This is a genomic window from Pseudomonas sp. GD03903 (assembly GCF_029840045.1).
Taxonomy (GTDB): domain Bacteria; phylum Pseudomonadota; class Gammaproteobacteria; order Pseudomonadales; family Pseudomonadaceae; genus Pseudomonas; species Pseudomonas pseudonitroreducens.
The window spans coordinates 1-17,202 of sequence record NZ_JAOCBT010000011.1 but is presented as its reverse complement, the minus strand read 5'-3'; the positions used below and the strand labels follow the sequence as shown (position 1 = coordinate 17,202).

At 64.7% G+C, this 17,202-nt stretch carries 14 protein-coding genes; 5 read left to right on the top strand and 9 right to left on the bottom strand.

What is annotated here, in order from left to right; translation table 11 throughout:
- Positions 1-3: 3 nt before the first annotated feature.
- The 6 genes from ccoO (N5C91_RS18345) to ccoN (N5C91_RS18320) form a co-directional block, all read right to left on the bottom strand.
- Positions 4-612 (bottom strand): cytochrome-c oxidase, cbb3-type subunit II, encoded by a 609-nt coding sequence (ccoO, locus tag N5C91_RS18345; protein ID WP_017516817.1) that lies wholly within the window; start codon positions 610-612, stop codon positions 4-6.
- The gene (ccoN, locus tag N5C91_RS18340) at positions 612-2,054 is read right to left on the bottom strand and encodes a cytochrome-c oxidase, cbb3-type subunit I (RefSeq protein ID WP_045209126.1); all 1,443 of its coding nucleotides are present in this window, start codon (positions 2,052-2,054) and stop codon (positions 612-614) included. Before ccoN (N5C91_RS18340) ends, ccoO (N5C91_RS18345) begins: the two co-directional genes overlap by 1 nt.
- 343 nt (positions 2,055-2,397) lie before the next feature.
- Complete coding sequence (gene ccoP, locus N5C91_RS18335; RefSeq protein ID WP_236170726.1) at positions 2,398-3,321, bottom strand: cytochrome-c oxidase, cbb3-type subunit III; 924 nt, start codon at positions 3,319-3,321, stop codon at positions 2,398-2,400.
- On the bottom strand, positions 3,318-3,509 hold the full coding sequence (locus N5C91_RS18330) for a CcoQ/FixQ family Cbb3-type cytochrome c oxidase assembly chaperone (protein WP_017516305.1): 192 nt from the start codon (positions 3,507-3,509) through the stop codon (positions 3,318-3,320). Before N5C91_RS18330 ends, ccoP begins: the two co-directional genes overlap by 4 nt.
- A 4-nt stretch (positions 3,510-3,513) precedes the next feature.
- On the bottom strand, positions 3,514-4,122 hold the full coding sequence (gene ccoO / locus N5C91_RS18325; RefSeq protein ID WP_015477751.1) for a cytochrome-c oxidase, cbb3-type subunit II: 609 nt from the start codon (positions 4,120-4,122) through the stop codon (positions 3,514-3,516).
- A 10-nt stretch (positions 4,123-4,132) separates the two neighbouring features.
- Positions 4,133-5,557, bottom strand: coding sequence for a cytochrome-c oxidase, cbb3-type subunit I (gene ccoN / locus N5C91_RS18320; RefSeq protein WP_045209130.1), 1,425 nt, complete (start codon positions 5,555-5,557; stop codon positions 4,133-4,135).
- 120 nt (positions 5,558-5,677) lie between these two features.
- On the opposite strand from ccoN (N5C91_RS18320), the gene N5C91_RS18315 reads away from it, so the two are divergent.
- Together N5C91_RS18315 and cprA are read left to right on the top strand one after the other, a co-directional pair.
- On the top strand, positions 5,678-6,376 hold the full coding sequence (locus N5C91_RS18315; RefSeq protein ID WP_279831069.1) for an alpha/beta family hydrolase: 699 nt from the start codon (positions 5,678-5,680) through the stop codon (positions 6,374-6,376).
- Between the two features lie 89 nt (positions 6,377-6,465).
- Complete coding sequence (gene cprA, locus N5C91_RS18310) at positions 6,466-7,638, top strand: cationic peptide resistance protein CprA (RefSeq protein WP_236170724.1); 1,173 nt, start codon at positions 6,466-6,468, stop codon at positions 7,636-7,638.
- 140 nt (positions 7,639-7,778) lie between these two features.
- Here cprA and N5C91_RS18305 read toward each other — a convergent pair whose 3' ends face one another.
- Together N5C91_RS18305 and acnA are read right to left on the bottom strand one after the other, a co-directional pair.
- A complete protein-coding gene (locus N5C91_RS18305) occupies positions 7,779-9,344 on the bottom strand; it encodes a PAS domain-containing methyl-accepting chemotaxis protein (protein ID WP_279831065.1) in 1,566 nt (521 codons plus the stop codon).
- Between the two features lie 194 nt (positions 9,345-9,538).
- Positions 9,539-12,271: an aconitate hydratase AcnA gene (gene acnA, locus N5C91_RS18300; RefSeq protein ID WP_279831063.1), complete on the bottom strand. Its 2,733-nt coding sequence runs from the start codon at positions 12,269-12,271 to the stop codon at positions 9,539-9,541.
- A 345-nt stretch (positions 12,272-12,616) separates the two neighbouring features.
- Between acnA and rlmM the strand changes: the two genes are divergently transcribed.
- Positions 12,617-13,684, top strand: coding sequence for a 23S rRNA (cytidine(2498)-2'-O)-methyltransferase RlmM (gene rlmM / locus N5C91_RS18295; protein ID WP_279831060.1), 1,068 nt, complete (start codon positions 12,617-12,619; stop codon positions 13,682-13,684).
- A 100-nt stretch (positions 13,685-13,784) separates the two neighbouring features.
- Positions 13,785-14,663, top strand: coding sequence for a MaoC family dehydratase (locus tag N5C91_RS18290; protein ID WP_279831057.1), 879 nt, complete (start codon positions 13,785-13,787; stop codon positions 14,661-14,663).
- A gap of 229 nt (positions 14,664-14,892) precedes the next feature.
- Here N5C91_RS18290 and N5C91_RS18285 read toward each other — a convergent pair whose 3' ends face one another.
- A complete protein-coding gene (locus N5C91_RS18285; RefSeq protein WP_279831056.1) occupies positions 14,893-16,449 on the bottom strand; it encodes an alpha/beta fold hydrolase in 1,557 nt (518 codons plus the stop codon).
- A gap of 152 nt (positions 16,450-16,601) precedes the next feature.
- Between N5C91_RS18285 and tusA the strand changes: the two genes are divergently transcribed.
- Entirely contained in the window at positions 16,602-16,841 is a 240-nt protein-coding gene (gene tusA / locus N5C91_RS18280; RefSeq protein WP_043251558.1) for a sulfurtransferase TusA, read from the top strand.
- Positions 16,842-17,202 lie beyond the last annotated feature (361 nt).

Below are 17,202 nucleotides of genomic sequence, written 5' to 3'. Positions count from 1 at the left end.
CTGTCACCGTTTGCTCTTGATGATGGTGCCGAGGCCTTGCAGGTAGGCGACGACAGCGTCCATCTCGGTCTTGCCTTTGACGGCGTCACGGGCACCGGCGATGTCTTCGTCGGTGTAAGGCACGCCCAGCGTACGCAGGGCTTCCATTTTCTTCGCCGTGTCCTTGCCGTCGAGCTTGTTCTCCACCAGCCAGGGGTAGGAGGGCATCTTCGATTCCGGCACTACGTTGCGCGGGTTGTACAGGTGCGCGCGGTGCCAGTCGTCGGAGTAGCGGCCGCCGACGCGGGCCAGGTCCGGGCCGGTACGCTTGGAGCCCCACAGGAACGGGTGGTCCCAGACGCTTTCGCCGGCGACGGAGTAGTGGCCGTAGCGCTCGGTCTCGGCGCGGAACGGACGGACCATCTGCGAGTGGCAGCCTACGCAGCCTTCGCGGATGTAGATGTCACGGCCTTCCAGCTCCAGCGCGGTGCGCGGCTTCATGCCTTCGACCGGCTTGTTGGTGACGTCCTGGAAGAACAGCGGAACGATCTGGGTCAGACCGCCGATGCTCACCGCAATGACCATGAAGAAGGCCAGAAGGCCGATATTCTTCTCGACTACTTCGTGCTTCATCAGTGAGCTCCTACAGCGGGGATCTGGGCAGCGGCATCGGCGTCAGCCTGTTTGAAACCGCGCACAGTACGGAAGGTGTTGTAGGCCATCAGCAGCATGCCGGAGGCGAAGAAGGCGCCGCCCAGGGCACGGACGATGAAGCCCGGGTGGCTGGCCTGCAGGGCTTCCACGAAGGAGTAGGTGAGGGTGCCGTCGGCGTTGATCGCACGCCACATCAGACCCTGGGTGATGCCGTTGACCCACATCGAGGCGATGTACAGCACGGTACCGATGGTAGCCAGCCAGAAGTGCGCGTTGATCAGGCCTACGCTGTGCATCTGCTCGCGGCCGAAGACCTTCGGAATCAGGTGGTACAGGGAACCGATGGAGATCATCGCAACCCAGCCAAGAGCGCCGGCGTGTACGTGGCCGATGGTCCAGTCGGTGTAGTGCGACAGGGAGTTGACGGTCTTGATGGCCATCATCGGGCCTTCGAAGGTGGACATGCCGTAGAAGGCCAGGGAGACCACCAGGAAGCGCAGGATCGGGTCGGTGCGCAGCTTATGCCAGGCGCCCGACAGGGTCATCATGCCGTTGATCATGCCGCCCCAGCTCGGAGCCAGCAGGATCAGGGACATCACCATGCCCAGCGACTGCGCCCAGTCCGGCAGCGCGGTGTAGTGCAGGTGGTGCGGACCGGCCCAGATGTACAGGGTGATCAGCGCCCAGAAGTGCACGATGGACAGGCGATAGGAGTAGATCGGACGCTCGGCCTGCTTCGGAACGAAGTAGTACATCATGCCGAGGAAGCCGGTGGTCAGGAAGAAGCCCACGGCGTTGTGGCCGTACCACCACTGGATCATCGCGTCGGTGGCGCCGGCGTAGACCGAGTAGGACTTGAACCAGGTGACCGGCAGTTCTGCACTGTTGACGATGTGCAGCATGGCGGTGACGAGGATGAACGCGCCGTAGAACCAGTTACCCACGTAGATGTGCTTGGTCTTGCGCTTCATCACGGTGCCGAAGAACACCAGCGCATAGGTCACCCAGACGATGGCCAGCAGGATGTCGATCGGCCATTCCAGCTCGGCGTACTCCTTGGAGGAGGTGTAGCCCAGCGGCAGGGTAATGCCGGCCAGCACGATTACCGCTTGCCAGCCCCAGAAGGTGAAGGCGGCGAGGCTGTCGGAGACCAGGCGGGTCTGACAGGTGCGCTGTACGACGTAGTAGGAAGTTGCGAAGAGAGCACAGCCGCCGAAGGCGAAGATCACCAGGTTGGTGTGCAGCGGACGCAGTCGGCCGAAGCTGGTCCAGGGCAGGTCCAGGTTCAACTGGGGCCAAACCAACTGTGAGGCGATGTAAACACCAACCCCCATTCCAAGTATCCCCCAGACCACCGTCATGATGGCGAACTGGCGGACGACCTTATAGTTATAAGCAGTCGGACTGATTGCTGTGCTCATTCTAAGGTTCCACGGTTTTTGGATTTTATGGACAAAAAAAACGGCGGCAAGTATGGAGAAAGCAGGTGGCCATTGCAACGCGCCCGGCCTTGGCGCGAAGCCGGTTTGACGCCTGCTCCGGAGCGCTTTGCGCCGCTGTTTGCCGCTCGTTTCGGCTCGTTCGTACCAACCTGGGAAGTGGGTCAGGTTAGTCGTATTGCAGGTTTGCGAATGGAATTCAGCTTAGACGTGAACCGGAAGGGTGTGAAGAAAGGAGATAGAGAGGGTGCGACACTTCGTCGCGATATTGCGGAGGTAAGAAACTCGCGCCCGTTTTAGTGGGCGCGAGTTGGGGGCGGGGAGTTTACTTCGCCTGGCCGGAAATGTTGTAGATGTAACCGGCGAGAATGTGCACTTTGTCTTTGCCCAGGTATTGCTCCTGCGCCGGCATCTGGCCCTGGCGGCCGTGACGGATGGTCTGCTGCAGTTGCGCGTAGCTGGAACCGTAGATGAAGGCGCCCGGGTGAGTCAGATCAGGTGCGCCCATCATCGGGTTGCCCTTGCCTTCCGGGCCGTGGCAGGCGACACAGGTGGTGGCGAACAGCTTGCTGCCGTTGTCCACGTTCTCGGCGCTCACCCCTTCGGGCAGCTTGCGGCCGTCCAGGTTGGCGGTCACGAAAGCGGCCACGTCCTGCACGCCCTTGTCGCCCAGCACTTCACCCCAGGCCGGCATGGCGGCGTGGCGGCCACCGAGGATGGTGGTCTCGATGTCCTGGGCGGTGCCGCCCCAGCGCCAGTCGCTGTCGGTCAGGTTGGGGAAGCCCACCGCGCCCTTGGCATCCGAGCCGTGGCAGATCGAGCAGTAGGTGGCGAAAAGGCGCTCACCCATTTTCATGGCTTGCGGATCTTTTGCGACTTCTTCCACGGGCATGGCGGCGTATTTGGCGAAGATCGGGCCGTATTTTTCCTTGGCCAGGGCTTCTTCACGCTCCCATTGCTTGTCCTGGGTCCAGCCGCCGTCGTAGCCCGGCAGGACGCCTTTCCAGTTGCCCAGGCCCGGGTAGAGCACCAGGTAGCCGGCGGCGAACACGATGGTGCCGACGAACAGCAGGAACCACCACTTGGGCAGCGGGTTGTCGTACTCCTCGATGCCGTCGAAGGCGTGGCCCATGGTCTGGTCGGTGGTGTTCGAGGACTGCCCGCTGCGGGTGGCGAATACCAGCCACAGCAGGGCGATCAGCGAGCCGACTGTAAGTACGGTGATGTACAGACTCCAGAAGGTAGTCATGCGTTGTTGCTCCTAGAAGCTTGCTCTTGCTCAGCGTGACGCTTGGCTGCCGGGTCATCCGCGAAGGGCAATAGGGCGTCTTCGTCGAAGCGCTCCTTGCGTTTGCCGCCGTAAGCCCAGAGCAGTACGCCGACGAAGGCCACCATCACGATGACGGTGCCGAGGCCGCGAATGGTCCCGATATCCATGCTGTCACCGCTTGTTCTTGATGGAGGTGCCGAGGACCTGCAGGTACGCGACTACCGCGTCCATTTCGGTCTTCCCTTTGACGGCGTCGCTGGCGCCGGCGATGTCGTCGTCCGTGTAGGGCACGCCCATGACACGCATCACTTCCAGTTTCTTCGCCGTGTCCTTGCCGTCGAGCTTGTTCTCGACAAGCCAGGGGTAGGCGGGCATCTTCGACTCCGGCACCACGTTGCGCGGGTTGTAGAGGTGCGCGCGGTGCCAGTCGTCCGAGTAGCGGCCGCCAACGCGGGCCAGGTCCGGGCCGGTACGCTTGGAGCCCCACAGGAACGGGTGGTCCCAGACGCTTTCGCCGGCAACGGAGTAGTGGCCGTAGCGCTCGGTCTCGGCGCGGAACGGACGGATCATCTGCGAGTGGCAGCCCACGCAGCCTTCGCGGATGTAAACGTCACGGCCTTCCAGTTGCAGGGCGGTGTAGGGCTTCATGCCTTCCACCGGGGTATTGGTCACGTCCTGGAAGAACAGCGGGACGATCTGGGTCAGGCCGCCGATGCTCACGGCGACGGCCATGCACAGGGCCAGCAGGCCGACGTTTTTCTCAAGTACTTCGTGTTTCATGTCGGTCTCCTCAGGCCATCTGCGCCGCGGCTTGCATTTCAGCCGGTTTGGCGGCCGCTACGGTGCGCCAGACGTTGTAGGCCATGACCAGCATGCCCAGCAGGAAGATGGCACCACCGATCATCCGCACGATGAAGCCGGGGTGGCCGGCGGCCAGGGCTTCGACGAAGGAGTAGGTGAGGGTGCCGTCGGAGTTCACTGCGCGCCACATCAGGCCCTGGGTGATGCCGTTGACCCACATCGAGGCGATGTACAGAACGGTGCCGATGGTGGCCAGCCAGAAGTGGGTGTTGATCAGGCCCACGCTGTGCATCTGCTCGCGGCCGAAGACCTTCGGGATCATGTGGTACAGCGAGCCGATGGACACCATCGCTACCCAGCCCAGAGCGCCGGCGTGTACGTGGCCGATGGTCCAGTCGGTGTAGTGGGAGAGGGCGTTGACGGTCTTGATGGCCATCATCGGGCCTTCGAAGGTGGACATGCCGTAGAAGGCCAGGGAAACCACCAGGAAGCGCAGGATCGGGTCGGTGCGCAGCTTATGCCAGGCGCCGGAGAGGGTCATCATGCCGTTGATCATGCCGCCCCAGCTCGGAGCCAGCAGGATCAGTGACATCACCATGCCCAGCGACTGCGCCCAGTCCGGCAGCGCGGTGTAGTGCAGGTGGTGCGGGCCGGCCCAGATGTAGACGGCGATCAGCGCCCAGAAGTGGACGATGGACAGGCGATAGGAATAGACCGGACGCTCGGCCTGCTTCGGAACGAAGTAGTACATCATCCCCAGGAAGCCGGCAGTCAGGAAGAAGCCCACGGCGTTGTGGCCGTACCACCACTGGATCATGGCGTCAGTGGCGCCCGAGTACAGCGAGTAGGACTTGGTCAGGCTGACCGGGATCTCCAGGTTGTTGACCACGTGCAGGATCGCCACGGTCAGGATGAAGCCGCCGAAGAACCAGTTGCCCACATAGATGTGCTTGGTCTTGCGCTTCATCAGGGTGCCGAAGAAGACGATGGCGTAGGAAACCCAGACAATGGTGATCAGGATGTCGATCGGCCATTCCAGCTCGGCGTACTCCTTGGAGGAGGTCATGCCCAGCGGCAGGGTAATGGCGGCCAACAGAATCACCAGCTGCCAACCCCAGAAGGTGAAGGAAGCGAGCGGGCCTGCGAAGAGACGGGTCTGGCAGGTACGCTGCACCGAGTAGTAGCTGGTGGCGAACAGTGCGCAGCCGCCGAAGGCGAAAATCACCGCATTGGTATGCAACGGACGCAGGCGCCCGAAGCTCGTCCACGGTAGGCCGAGGTTAAGGTCCGGCCACACCAGTTGCGCGGCGATCAGGACACCGACGGCCATGCCGACGATTCCCCACACCACTGTCATAATGGCGAATTGGCGGACCACCTTATAGTTATAAGCGGTCTGATTGGTTGTGCTCATTTATGGGCTTCCATCCACGGTTATGGGCTATGCCCATCCCGGCAAGGTTTTTACGGCTTACGGCGTATGCCGCCCCTCCCCCTTGGGATAGGTACTAATTCGGAATTAGCGGAGTGAAGGATGGATAAAGGCACCTCTTGGAATATTGATTCGGATCAATTGGCGCCTGAGACCTCTGTCGCGCGCGCCTGCGGTCCTTTGTCGCTGCTGCGGAACCCGGCACCCCGCGAACTGTCAGCGACGCTGGTTCTGGCGCATGGCGCCGGTGCGCCGATGGACAGTCCGTTCATGCACGAGATCGCCGCGCGTCTTGCTGAAAGAGGTATCTCGGTAGTGCGATTCGAGTTCCCCTATATGGCTATGCGTCGCGAGGACGGTCGGCGCCGTCCGCCGAATCAGCAGAAGCAGTTGCTCGACTGCTGGCGGCAGGTCTATGCCCAGGTCCGCGCCGAAGTGCCGGGCCGGCTGGCCATCGGTGGCAAGTCCATGGGCGGGCGGATGGCCAGCCTGCTGGCGGACGAGCTGGGTGCGGACGCGCTGGTCTGTCTCGGCTACCCGTTCTATGCCGCCGGCAAGCCGGAAAAGCCCCGCGTCGCCCATCTCGCGGATATGCAGACGCCGACCCTGATCGTTCAGGGCGAGCGCGATGCGCTGGGTGATCGCCCCACGGTGGCCGGCTATTCGCTGTCACCGGCGATCCAGTTGCACTGGCTGGCGGCTGCCGACCATGACCTGAAGCCGTTGAAGGCTTCCGGGTTGACTCACGAGCAGCATCTGCAAAGCACTGCGGCAAGGATCGAAGCTTTTCTATTGCCCTAATCGGCCCTTAAGGCAGCGCTTCCTATCCTCGCCGGCGTCGGCTCCTGGTAGTCGACGCCCCGCTTCCAGAGGACAGGCCGAAAGCTGCCATGAACCCCGATTACGCTGAACGCATTGCCACCCAACCCCTCCGATACTCCACCAGCGCCGCGCATAGCCTGTTGCTGACCGGCGCCACGGGCTTCCTCGGTGGCGCCGTCGCCGCCCACCTGATCGCCGATGGTCACGCTCCGGCGCTACTGTTCCTGGTTCGCGCCGAATCGCCCGAGCAGGGCCTGCTGCGCCTGCGCGACAACCTGCGCCTGCACTGTGTGCCGGAATCTGCGCTGCAGAGCCTTCAGGAGCAGCAGATTCTCTGCGGCGACCTGCTGGATACCGCCTGGATGCAGGGCGCGCGTGCCCGCCTGATGCGGGTGGAGCAGGTGATCAACTGCGCGGCGGTGGCTTCGTTCTCGAAGAACCCAAGCATCTGGCCGGTGAATGTCGAGGGCACTTTTGCTTTCGCCAAGCTGCTCAGTCAGTCGCGCAATCTCAAGCGCTTCCTGCATGTGGGTACGGCCATGTGCTGCGGGCCGCAACGCGAGTCGCCGGTTCGCGAGTCCTGGGATTTCCCGGACAGCGAAGACCAGTTGGTGGACTACACGGCCTCCAAGGCCGAGATCGAGCGGCGCATGCGCGAGGAGCTGCCGTCGCTGCCCCTGGTGGTGGCGCGTCCTTCCATCGTGGTGGGGCATCGCGAGCTTGGCTGTCGCGCCTCGGGGAGCATTTTCTGGGTGTTCCGCATGGGCTTCGCCCTCGAGAGCTTCACCTGCGGCCTGGATGAGCAGATCGACGTGATCCCGGTGGACTACTGCGCCGAAGCGCTGGTGGCCCTGGCTCTCAAGCCGACTCTGAGCCACAGCCTCTACCACATCTCCGCGGGCAACGGTTCGGCCTGCACCTTCGGCGAAATCGATCGCGCCTACGCCGACGCTCGTGGCGAGGCACCGGTGGGCAAGCGTTATCGCAAGGTCAGCAGTGAGGACCTGCGCGAGCTGGCCGGCAGCTTCGAAAGCCGCATCGGCAAGGCCAATCCGCGCCTGGTGCTGCGGGCGCTACGTCTGTACAGCGGCTTCGCCGACCTCAACTACCTGTTCGACAACCAGCGCCTGCTGGATGAAGGCATCGCCGCGCCGCCGCGTTTCACCGATTACGTGGACGTGTGCGTGCATTCCTCGCGGGATGTCAGCATTCCGGCGCAGATGCAGTGGGACTTCAAGTAACCCGGCGAAATGCTGCGGGTCGGTGGATTTTGTAGGAGCGCGACAGAGACGTAGGGCGAATAACCCGTAACGGGTTATCCGCCGTTTCAGGTTACGGCGGATAACGCTGGCGCGTTATGCGCCCTACGCGTTGTCTGGCCTCAGCGGTTGAACCGCTCCACCAGCGAATACTGGCGGTGCGCGGTCTGCGTCAGCTCTTCGCTGAGCAGGGCGGTGCGCTGGGCTTCGCCCGAGGTCTGGTCGGCGAGGTTGGCGATGGTGCTGATGTTGCGGTTGATCTCCTCGGCCACGGCGCTCTGCTCCTCGGCAGCGGCGGCGATCTGGGTGGTCATCTCGGTGATGTTGGCCACCGCATCGCTGATGCCCACCAGGGCGCTGTCCGCCTGCAGCACGCGCTCCACGCCTTCATCGGCCTGGCGACGACCGGACTCCATGGCGCGTACCGCCTCGGTGGCGGTGTTCTGCAGGTTGGCAATCAACTGGTGAATCTGTCCGGTCGACTCGGCGGTACGCTGGGCCAGCGAGCGGACCTCGTCGGCGACGACGGCAAAGCCGCGGCCCATTTCACCGGCACGCGCGGCCTCGATGGCGGCGTTGAGGGCCAGCAGGTTGGTCTGGTCGGCGATGCCCTTGATCACGTCCACCACGCCGCCAATCTGCTCGCTGTCGCGGGCCAGCTGGCTGACCGCTTCACCGGTTTCGCCCACGGAATTGGAGAGGCGCTGCATCGCTTCGCGGGTCTCGGCAGCGATCTGCCGGCCCTCGGTGGTCAGGTCGTTGGCCTGGCGGGTGGCATCGGCAGTGCGCTGCACGTTGTCAGCCACTTCCTGGGTGGTGGCGGCCATCTGGTTGACGGCGGTGGCCACCTGCTCGGTCTCCTGGCGCTGGCGGTCGAGGCCGGCGGAACTGTGGTGGGCCAGCGAGTCGGCTTCGCGCGCTTGCTCGGTGAGCGTTTCGGCGGTGTCCTGCAGACGCGTCAGACAGGTCTTCAGGCGTGCTTCCTGGCTGAGAATGGACATTTCCAGGCGTGCCTGGGCGCCGCGGCTGTCGGTATACATCTGTGCGATCAGCGGGTCGGAGGTGGTCTGCTCGGCCAGGCGCAGCAGGCGCTTGAGGCCGCGCTGCTGCCAGCCGAGGCCGGCCAGGCCCAGTGGAATGGAGAGCAGCGCCGCCAGCAGGAAGCCCCAGTGGGAATTCAGCCAGACGCCGATAAGGAAGCCGATCTGGCCGATCAGGATGAACGGCAGCCAGTCCAGCAGCACCGGCAACCAGCGGTCGCGGGTGGGAATGGCTGACTTGCCGGCGTTGATCCGTGCGTACAGCGCTTCGGCTCGGCGTACCTGTTCGGCGGAGGGTTTCACCCGCACCGACTCGTAGCCGACGATCTCGTTGCGCTCATAGATGGGCGTGACGTAGGCGCTGACCCAGTAGTGATCACCGTTCTTGCAGCGGTTCTTGACGATGCCCATCCACGGGCGGCCTTTCTTCAGGGTCGCCCACATGTGCGCGAAGACGGCTGCCGGGACGTCCGGATGGCGCACCAGGTTGTGCGGCGCGCCGACCAGCTCCTCGCGGGAAAAGCCGCTGATGGCGGTGAAGGCGTCGTTGGCGTAGGCGATGACGCCGCGGGCATCGGTGGTGGAGATCAGCCGCTGTTCGGCGGGGAAGGTGCGTTCACGCTGGGTGATCGGCTGGTTGTTGCGCATCAGGCTGGAATCTCGGGAAGGTCGAAATGGTACGTCTGTCCAGCTTATCGGCCGCCGGATCGGAAATTTGATAGCGATCACAGAAAAATGTCAGAAGAGTGACGCCAGGATATGGACGATAGCCTATCGCCATCGGTCACGGAAATGAAACCAAAGAAGGAGGGCGGCGGCCCGTTGCAGGCCGCCGCTCCGCTCTAGATCAGGCTGCGCAGCACATAGTGGAGGATGCCGCCGGCCTTGAAGTACTCGACTTCGTTCTGGGTATCGATGCGGCAGAGCACCTCGAAGCTGTCCTCGCTGCCGTCCTCGCGCTTCACCGTGACTTTCAGGTTCATGTGCGGCTTCAGCGCACCGGACAGGCCGCTGATGCTCAGCACTTCCTTGCCGGTCAGCTTGAGCGCCTTGCGGTCCTGGCCATCCTTGAACTGCAGCGGCAATACACCCATGCCCACCAGGTTGGAACGGTGGATGCGCTCGAAGCTCTCGGCGATCACTGCCTTCACGCCCAGCAGGTTGGTGCCCTTGGCCGCCCAGTCGCGCGACGAGCCGGTGCCGTACTCCTTGCCCGCCACGATGACCAGCGGCGTGCCGTCCTGCTGGTAGCGCATGGCGGCGTCGTAGATCGCCAGCTTGTCGCCGGTGGGCACGTAGAGGGTGTTGCCGCCTTCCTCGCCGCCGAGCATCTCGTTCCTGATGCGGATGTTGGCGAAGGTGCCGCGCATCATCACCTCATGGTTGCCACGCCGCGAGCCGTAGGAGTTGAAGTCGGCGTAGGCCACGCCATGCTCGCTGAGGTAGCGGCCGGCGGGGCTGTCCTTCTTGATGTTGCCGGCGGGGGAGATGTGGTCGGTGGTCACCGAGTCGCCCAGCACCGCGAGGATGCTGGCGCCGTTGATGTCCTCGACCTTTGGCGGTGCGTCGGCGATGTGCTCGAAGAACGGCGGATGCTGGATGTAGGTGGAATCGTTCTGCCAGACGTAGGTCTGGGCATCCGGGACCTGGATCGCGCGCCATTTCTCATCGCCCTGGAAGACTTCGGCGTACTCCTTGTGGAACATCGCCGTATCGACCTTCTGTACGGCGTCGGCAATTTCCTGCTGGGTTGGCCAGATGTCCTTCAGGTAGACCGGCTGGCCATCCTTGCCGGTACCCAGCGGGTCCCTGGTGAGGTCGGTGCGTACCGTGCCGGCCAGGGCGTAGGCGACCACCAGCGGCGGCGAGGCCAGCCAGTTGGTTTTCACCAGTGGATGTACGCGGCCCTCGAAGTTGCGGTTGCCGGAGAGCACCGAGGCGACGGTCAGGTCGGCCTGCTGCACTGCTTTCTCGATCGGCTCCAGCAGCGGGCCCGAGTTGCCGATGCAGGTGGTGCAGCCATAACCCACCAGATCGAAGCCAAGTTCATCGAGGTAGCGGGTCAGGCCGGCGGCGCGGAAGTAGTCGGTGACCACCTTGGAGCCCGGGGCGAGCGAACTCTTTACCCAGGGCTTGCGCTGCAGGCCCTTCTCCAGCGCCTTCTTCGCCAGCAGGCCGGCGGCCATCATCACGCTGGGGTTGGAGGTGTTGGTGCAGGAGGTGATGGCGGCGATCACCACGGCGCCGTTCTTCAGCCGATGCGTATGGCCCTCGTGCTGGTAGTCGGCCTCGCCAGTCGCGCTGGACGCGCCAACGGCCGCACCGCCGCCGCCCTCATTGAGCAGGCGGCCTTCTTCGCTGGGCACGGGTTTGATCTGCAGGCCGAGGAAGTCATCGAAGGCCTGGCTGACGTGGCCGAGGGCGACGCGATCCTGCGGACGCTTGGGGCCGGCGAGGCTGGCTTCGACATCGCCCATGTCCAGTTGCAGGGAGTCGGTGAACACCGGCTCGTGGCCTTTCTCGCGCCACAGGCCCTGGGCCTTGCTGTAAGCCTCCACCAGCTTCACGGCATCGTCCGGGCGGCCGGACAGGCGCAGGTAGCCCAGGGTGATCTCGTCCACCGGGAAGAAGCCGCAGGTGGCGCCGTATTCCGGGGCCATGTTGGCGATGGTGGCACGGTCGGCCAACGGCAGGTCGGCGAGGCCGTCACCGTAGAATTCGACGAATTTTCCGACGACACCTTTCTTGCGCAGCATCTGGGTGACGGTCAGCACCAGGTCGGTGGCGGTGATGCCTTCCTTCAGCTTGCCGGTGAGCTTGAAGCCGATCACCTCGGGGATCAGCATCGACACCGGCTGGCCGAGCATCGCCGCTTCCGCCTCGATGCCGCCGACGCCCCAGCCGAGCACTCCGAGGCCGTTGATCATGGTGGTGTGCGAGTCGGTGCCGACCAGGGTGTCGGGGAAGGCGTAGGTGCGGCCGTCCTCGTCCTTGGTCCACACCGTGCGCCCCAGGTATTCCAGGTTGACCTGGTGGCAGATGCCGGTGCCCGGCGGCACCACGCGGAAGTTGTCGAAGGCGTTCTGGCCCCAGCGCAGGAAGGCATAACGCTCGCCGTTGCGCTCCATTTCGATCTCGACGTTCTGCGCGAAGGCGGACTGGCTGGCGAACTTGTCGACCATCACCGAGTGGTCGATGACCAGGTCGACCGGCGACAGCGGGTTGATCTTCTGCGGATCACCACCGGCCTTGGCCATGGCGTCACGCATGGCGGCAAGGTCGACTACCGCGGGTACGCCGGTGAAATCCTGCATCAGCACGCGGGCGGGGCGGTACTGGATCTCGCGCTCGGAGCTGCGCGTCTTCAGCCAGCCGGCCAGGGCTTTGAGGTCGTCGCCGGTGACGGTGTTGCCGTCCTCCCAGCGCAACAGGTTTTCCAGCAGGACTTTCAGGGACATCGGCAGCTTGCCCAGGTCCCCCAGACTCTTCGCCGCTTCAGGCAGGCTGTAGTAGTGATAGGTCTTGCCGGCGACCTCCAGGGTACGCAGGCTGTTCAGGCTATCCACTGCGGGCATGACATTCTCCTCAGGCTTGGATTCTGCTCGTGATCGTCAGGCACGGCTGATCTCGGGTGCGCTAGCGATACTTGGCGAAAGTGCGCTCAACCGAGCTGATCCATCGCAGAAAAAGCGCGATTGACGGCAAATTTCGCCATGCAGGGCAATCATCGGGCAGTCTTCTGGGCGGTTAGGCCAGAACACTCAAGCTAGACCGTCCGACGGGGTGTTGCCATCTGTTCTGGACCGTTCGCTTGGCGAACGGGTTCAGAACAAATGACACTGTCTGTGGGACTATTCCTGCGAATCTGCATGAAACCTTCGTGGGCAGCCTCTATAGTGCGCGGCCGAGGAGACACCCCGATGAATACCCTGTTACTGCACTGCCGGCCGGGCTTCGAGAACGAGGTCTGCGCCGAGCTGTCCGAGCACGCCGCGCGCCTGGACATTCCCGGCTACGCCCGCGCCAAGCCGGCTAGCGCCTACGCCGAATTTATCTGCATGGATGCCGATGGCGCCGAGCGCCTGATGCGCCAGCTGCGCTTTCCCGAGCTGATCTTCCCGCGCCAGTGGGCGCGTGGTAGCGGTTTCACCGCGTTGCCGGAAACGGACCGTATCGGCGCGATCCTCGAGGCCCTGGCCGGTTTCCCGCAGTGCGGCAGCCTCTGGCTGGAGGTGTTCGACACCAACGACGGCAAGGAGCTGTCGACCTTCTGCCGCAAGTTCGAGAAGCCCCTGCGTGCCGCCCTGGTGAAAGCCGGCAAGCTGGTGGAAGACCCGAGCCTGCCGCGCCTGCTGCTGACCTTCCGCTCTGGCCGCGAGGCCTTTATCGGCGTGGCCGAGGCGCGCAACTGCGCCATGTGGCCGATGGGCATTCCGCGCCTGAAGTTCCCTCGCGAGGCGCCCAGCCGCTCGACGCTCAAGCTGGAAGAAGCCTGGCACCACTTCATCCCCCGCGCCGACTGGGACCGCCGCCTGGCGCCGGACATGCTCGCCGTGGACCTGGGCGCATCGCCCGGCGGCTGGACCTGGCAACTGGTGAACCGCGAGATGCGCGTGGTCGCCGTGGACAACGGGCCGATGGCGGAGAACCTGATGTACTCCGGGCTGGTGGAGCACCAGCGCGTTGATGGTTACGCCTTCCGCCCGCGCCAGCGCATGGACTGGATGGTCTGCGACATCGTCGAGAAGCCCGCACGCACGGGAGCGATGATCGAGACCTGGATCGGCGAGGGGCTGTGCCGCGAGGCCATCGTCAACCTCAAGCTGCCGATGAAGCAGCGTTATGCCGAGGTGCGGCGCATCCTTGATCGCCTGGCAGAGTCGTTCCGCGAGCGGGGGCTGAAGGTGCAGATCGGCTGCAAGCAGCTCTACCACGACCGTGAGGAAGTAACCTGCCACCTGCGCCGCATCGAGAGGGGCGAGCGCTAGCGACGCGGAACTGCCCGGCCACGCCACCCGACCTTCGGTGACTTGCCGCGCCGCCCGGCATTGCCCATGCTGTGCGGCGCCAATCCTTGCGGAGACCTTCGTGAAGCGAAAGTTGCCCTCCCTCCTGGGCAGTTACAGCCGCATGCTGCTGCCGCGCCGCGGCCTTGGCCGCGATGAGCGCGTGCCTTACCTGGCGATGGACAGCCGCACCCTGAAATTCGACCTGCGCCACCTGCGCGCCTACCGCCAGCACTTCGGGCTCGATCCGGCGCTGGGCGTGCCGCTGCTCTATCCGCAGGTGATCAGCCTGCCGCTGCACCTGCGCCTGCTCAGCCGATCGCGCATGCCGCTGTCGGTCGTGGGGCTGATCCACCTGCGCAGCCATATCCAGCGCTACCGCATGCTTGATGAGAACGAACCGCTGCAGTTCGATTGCCGCATCCTCACCAGTCGACGCAGCGAGCTGGGGCTGGAGGTGGATGTGGTCACCGAGGCCTGGTACCACGATATGCTCTACTGGCAGTCGATCACCACCTACCTGCGCCGTGGCGATTTCCTCGATGCCGAGGCCAAAGCCGATCCGCTGCCCGAGCGCGCCCAGTGGCGCACGCTGGAAGCGCCGGTGCATTCCGGCGTGCAGTGGCGCGTGCCGAAGATCGTCGGCTGGCGCTACGCCGGGCTGAGCGGCGACTTCAACCCACTGCACCTGTCGCGGCTGATGGCCTCGCATTACGGCTTCGGCAAACCCTTCGCCCACGGCATGTGGGGCCTGGCGCGCAGCCTCACCGGCCGTCGCCTGGCGGAGAACGTGCGCCTGGACGCGCACTTCAAGGCGCCGCTGCCGCTGGGTAGCCAGGTGAAGCAGGTCTATCGCCGCCTCGGCAAGAAGGAGCAGTGGGCGTTGCTGCCCGCCGAAGGCGATGGCCAGCCGATGCTGCTGGCGCAGCTGGACGAGGCGCCGGACGGGCCCTTGCGTTAGGCGTTTCGCCGGGAAGCGTTGGTGCGGCTCTGTTCGCGAGCAAGCTCGCTCCTACAAACAGTGCGCCGATGCAAACCTGTAGGAGCGAGCTTGCTCGCGAACCGCTCGGCGCAGCGCTTGCCCGATGCTGACAACCCGTTGAACACGATGTCTGCCGTGATTGCTCGCGGGCCATTGATGGGTATCGCTTCGCTCCACGCCATCCTACGGTTCGACGATCGATGCGTATTTATCGACGCTCCGCCACCCGCGGCTGCAGCGGTACCAGGCTCGGCAGTTGCACCTCGCCCCGCAACTCTACCGGTGCGATGCGCCAGGAACTGTTGAACAGGTACTGGTCGCTGAAACCGCTCACCAGCAGGCCGACCTCGTCCCCCGGCGCAAGGCTGGTGCTGACGGCGTTGAGGCGCGTGCTGCCCTGGTTCGCCAGGGGCTTAACCTGTTCATCCAGGCGCCGCGTGCGGCCATCGGCGCTGCGGATCGCCAGGGCCGCGAAAACCTGTGCGTCCGGGCGTTCCGTCAGCGGTTGATCCAGGCGCACTTCGGCGCTGCCGAGCAAGGCGCTGGCTTCGCCCACGCGCTGCAAGGGGATGAACGTCGAAGGCTGCACCAGGCCACTCAATGCCGGCCGGATCGCCGTGGTCGGCAGTGCGACGGTAGTGCCTGGAGGAGGCAGGTCGTCCAGTGCCACTCCCTGTTCCAGATCGAGGCTGATGCACAGGTCCGGCACGCCGTCGGCGGCGCCAGGGCGCTTGCGCAGCTTTTCCTCGTACCAGGCGACGATGCCGGTATAGAGATTGATCGCCCGCGAGCCGCAATGGATCACCGGCTCGTTGTTGAACGGCGGCAATCCGCTCCAGGCTTGCAGGGGCGGCGGCAGGATGTGGCCGCCCTGCATGCCGAGCAGGCGCACGTCCGCCGGGCCCTGTTTCAGGCACTGGCGTATCTGCAGGCCCTGGTCCAGCGGGAACAGGGTGTCGCGCAGGCCCTGGATCAGCAGGGCGTCGGCATGGGGCAGGCGGCCCGCCGCGCAATAGCTGGCAAGACTGTTGGCGTGCAGCTCGGCTTGCACCGGCGCGGCCATACGGCCGCCGCTGGTGTGCAGGTAATCGGCCTGGACGAACTTGCCCAGGTCGTAGCCTGTGGCGAGGCCGAGGCTGACCAGTACGCCGCCCCAGCCGATCTTCAACTGGCCATCCGGCGCCAGGGCGTCGGCCAGGTCGTACCAGGTGGCGATGGGGACGATGGCGTCGATGCGCGGGTCTTCCGCCGACGCCAGCAGTTGCACGGCGCCGCCATAGCTCTCGCCGAGCATGCCGACGCGCGGATCGTTCGGGCCGTCCATGGTCAGCCGGTCGAGGTGCGTGGCGGCCCAGTCGATCACCGCGCTGGCATCCTGCACCTCGTACTGCGGGTTCATCATCTCGATGCGCCCGTCGCTGCCGCCCCAGCCACGCTGGTCGTAGCTGACCACCCAGAAGCCGGCCTTCCAGGCGCGCAAGGCGGCGCGGCCGGACATCATGTTCTTGCCGTAGTAACCCTCCGGCCCGGTCACTCGCCAGCCGCCCCAGCCGTGGGTGTGGACGATGACCGGGGCCGTTTCGCCGGCCTTCAGCGTGGGCTGGAAGACCGTGGCGGAAAGCCGCGTGCCGTCGCGCGCGACGATGACCGCCTCGAACCAGGTGGCCGGCAGGTCCTTGCCGCGGCTGGCGCTGAAGTCCGGAACCTGGTCGCGGGCGGCGCAGCCGGCGAGCAGGGCGAGGCACAGGCAGAGGAGGGCGCGCATCGGGACTCCAGGCAGGTCAGGCAGGTGCGCCAGCATGCCCGGCGCCCGTAGCGCCCACCCCCAACCAAGGTTGGGTGACCCGGACGGACGCGAGGTGACCGCATGGTGCGCTTTGCGCGACAATGCGCCATTGGTTTTTCTGGAGTTACCCGATGTCCCAGCCAGTCGATGCGATTCTCGACGCCACCGGCCTGAACTGCCCCGAGCCGGTCATGATGTTGCACAACAAGGTGCGCGACCTGCCGGCCGGCGGCCTGCTCAAGGTGATTGCCACCGACCCTTCCACGCGCCGTGACATTCCCAAGTTCTGCGTGTTTCTCGGCCACGAGCTGGTGGAACAGCAGGAAGAGGCGGGGACCTACCTGTACTGGATTCGCAAGAAGGCGGACTGATCGTTCTGCCGATATCCGGGCGCGCGTAGGAGCGGACTTCGTCCGCGATGTCTTTGCGCCGCTCGGTAGTTGCAGGGAGTGGCCGAGGTGCGATCGCGGACAGAGTTCGCTCCTACGCTGAGTTTCCGCCGCAGAATCACCGGCGATAGCGCTGTTCTGTAGGAGCGAGCATGCTCGCGAACCGCCCAGCGCCAGAGTTGCCGGGGGATCTGTTCGCGAGCAGGCTCGCTCCTACAGGCTCGGATTCGCGGTGAGCGGACTTCGTCCGCGATGTCTTTGCGCAACTCGGTTGTTGCAGGGAGTGGCCGATGCGCGATCGCGGACGGAGTCCGCTCCTACGCTGAGTTTCCGCCGCAGAGTC

Coding starts and splice junctions, on each gene's coding strand:
- ccoN (WP_045209130.1), bottom strand. CDS start 5,557: ATGAGCACAACCAATCAGACCGCTTATAACTATAAGGTGGTCCGCCAA.
- cprA (WP_236170724.1), top strand. CDS start 6,466: ATGAACCCCGATTACGCTGAACGCATTGCCACCCAACCCCTCCGATAC.
- N5C91_RS18285 (WP_279831056.1), bottom strand. CDS start 16,449: ATGCGCGCCCTCCTCTGCCTGTGCCTCGCCCTGCTCGCCGGCTGCGCC.
- ccoO (WP_015477751.1), bottom strand. CDS start 4,122: ATGAAACACGAAGTACTTGAGAAAAACGTCGGCCTGCTGGCCCTGTGC.
- N5C91_RS18330 (WP_017516305.1), bottom strand. CDS start 3,509: ATGGATATCGGGACCATTCGCGGCCTCGGCACCGTCATCGTGATGGTG.
- ccoN (WP_045209126.1), bottom strand. CDS start 2,054: ATGAGCACAGCAATCAGTCCGACTGCTTATAACTATAAGGTCGTCCGC.
- acnA (WP_279831063.1), bottom strand. CDS start 12,271: ATGCCCGCAGTGGATAGCCTGAACAGCCTGCGTACCCTGGAGGTCGCC.
- N5C91_RS18305 (WP_279831065.1), bottom strand. CDS start 9,344: ATGCGCAACAACCAGCCGATCACCCAGCGTGAACGCACCTTCCCCGCC.
- ccoO (WP_017516817.1), bottom strand. CDS start 612: ATGAAGCACGAAGTAGTCGAGAAGAATATCGGCCTTCTGGCCTTCTTC.
- N5C91_RS18315 (WP_279831069.1), top strand. CDS start 5,678: ATGGATAAAGGCACCTCTTGGAATATTGATTCGGATCAATTGGCGCCT.
- tusA (WP_043251558.1), top strand. CDS start 16,602: ATGTCCCAGCCAGTCGATGCGATTCTCGACGCCACCGGCCTGAACTGC.
- ccoP (WP_236170726.1), bottom strand. CDS start 3,321: ATGACTACCTTCTGGAGTCTGTACATCACCGTACTTACAGTCGGCTCG.
- rlmM (WP_279831060.1), top strand. CDS start 12,617: ATGAATACCCTGTTACTGCACTGCCGGCCGGGCTTCGAGAACGAGGTC.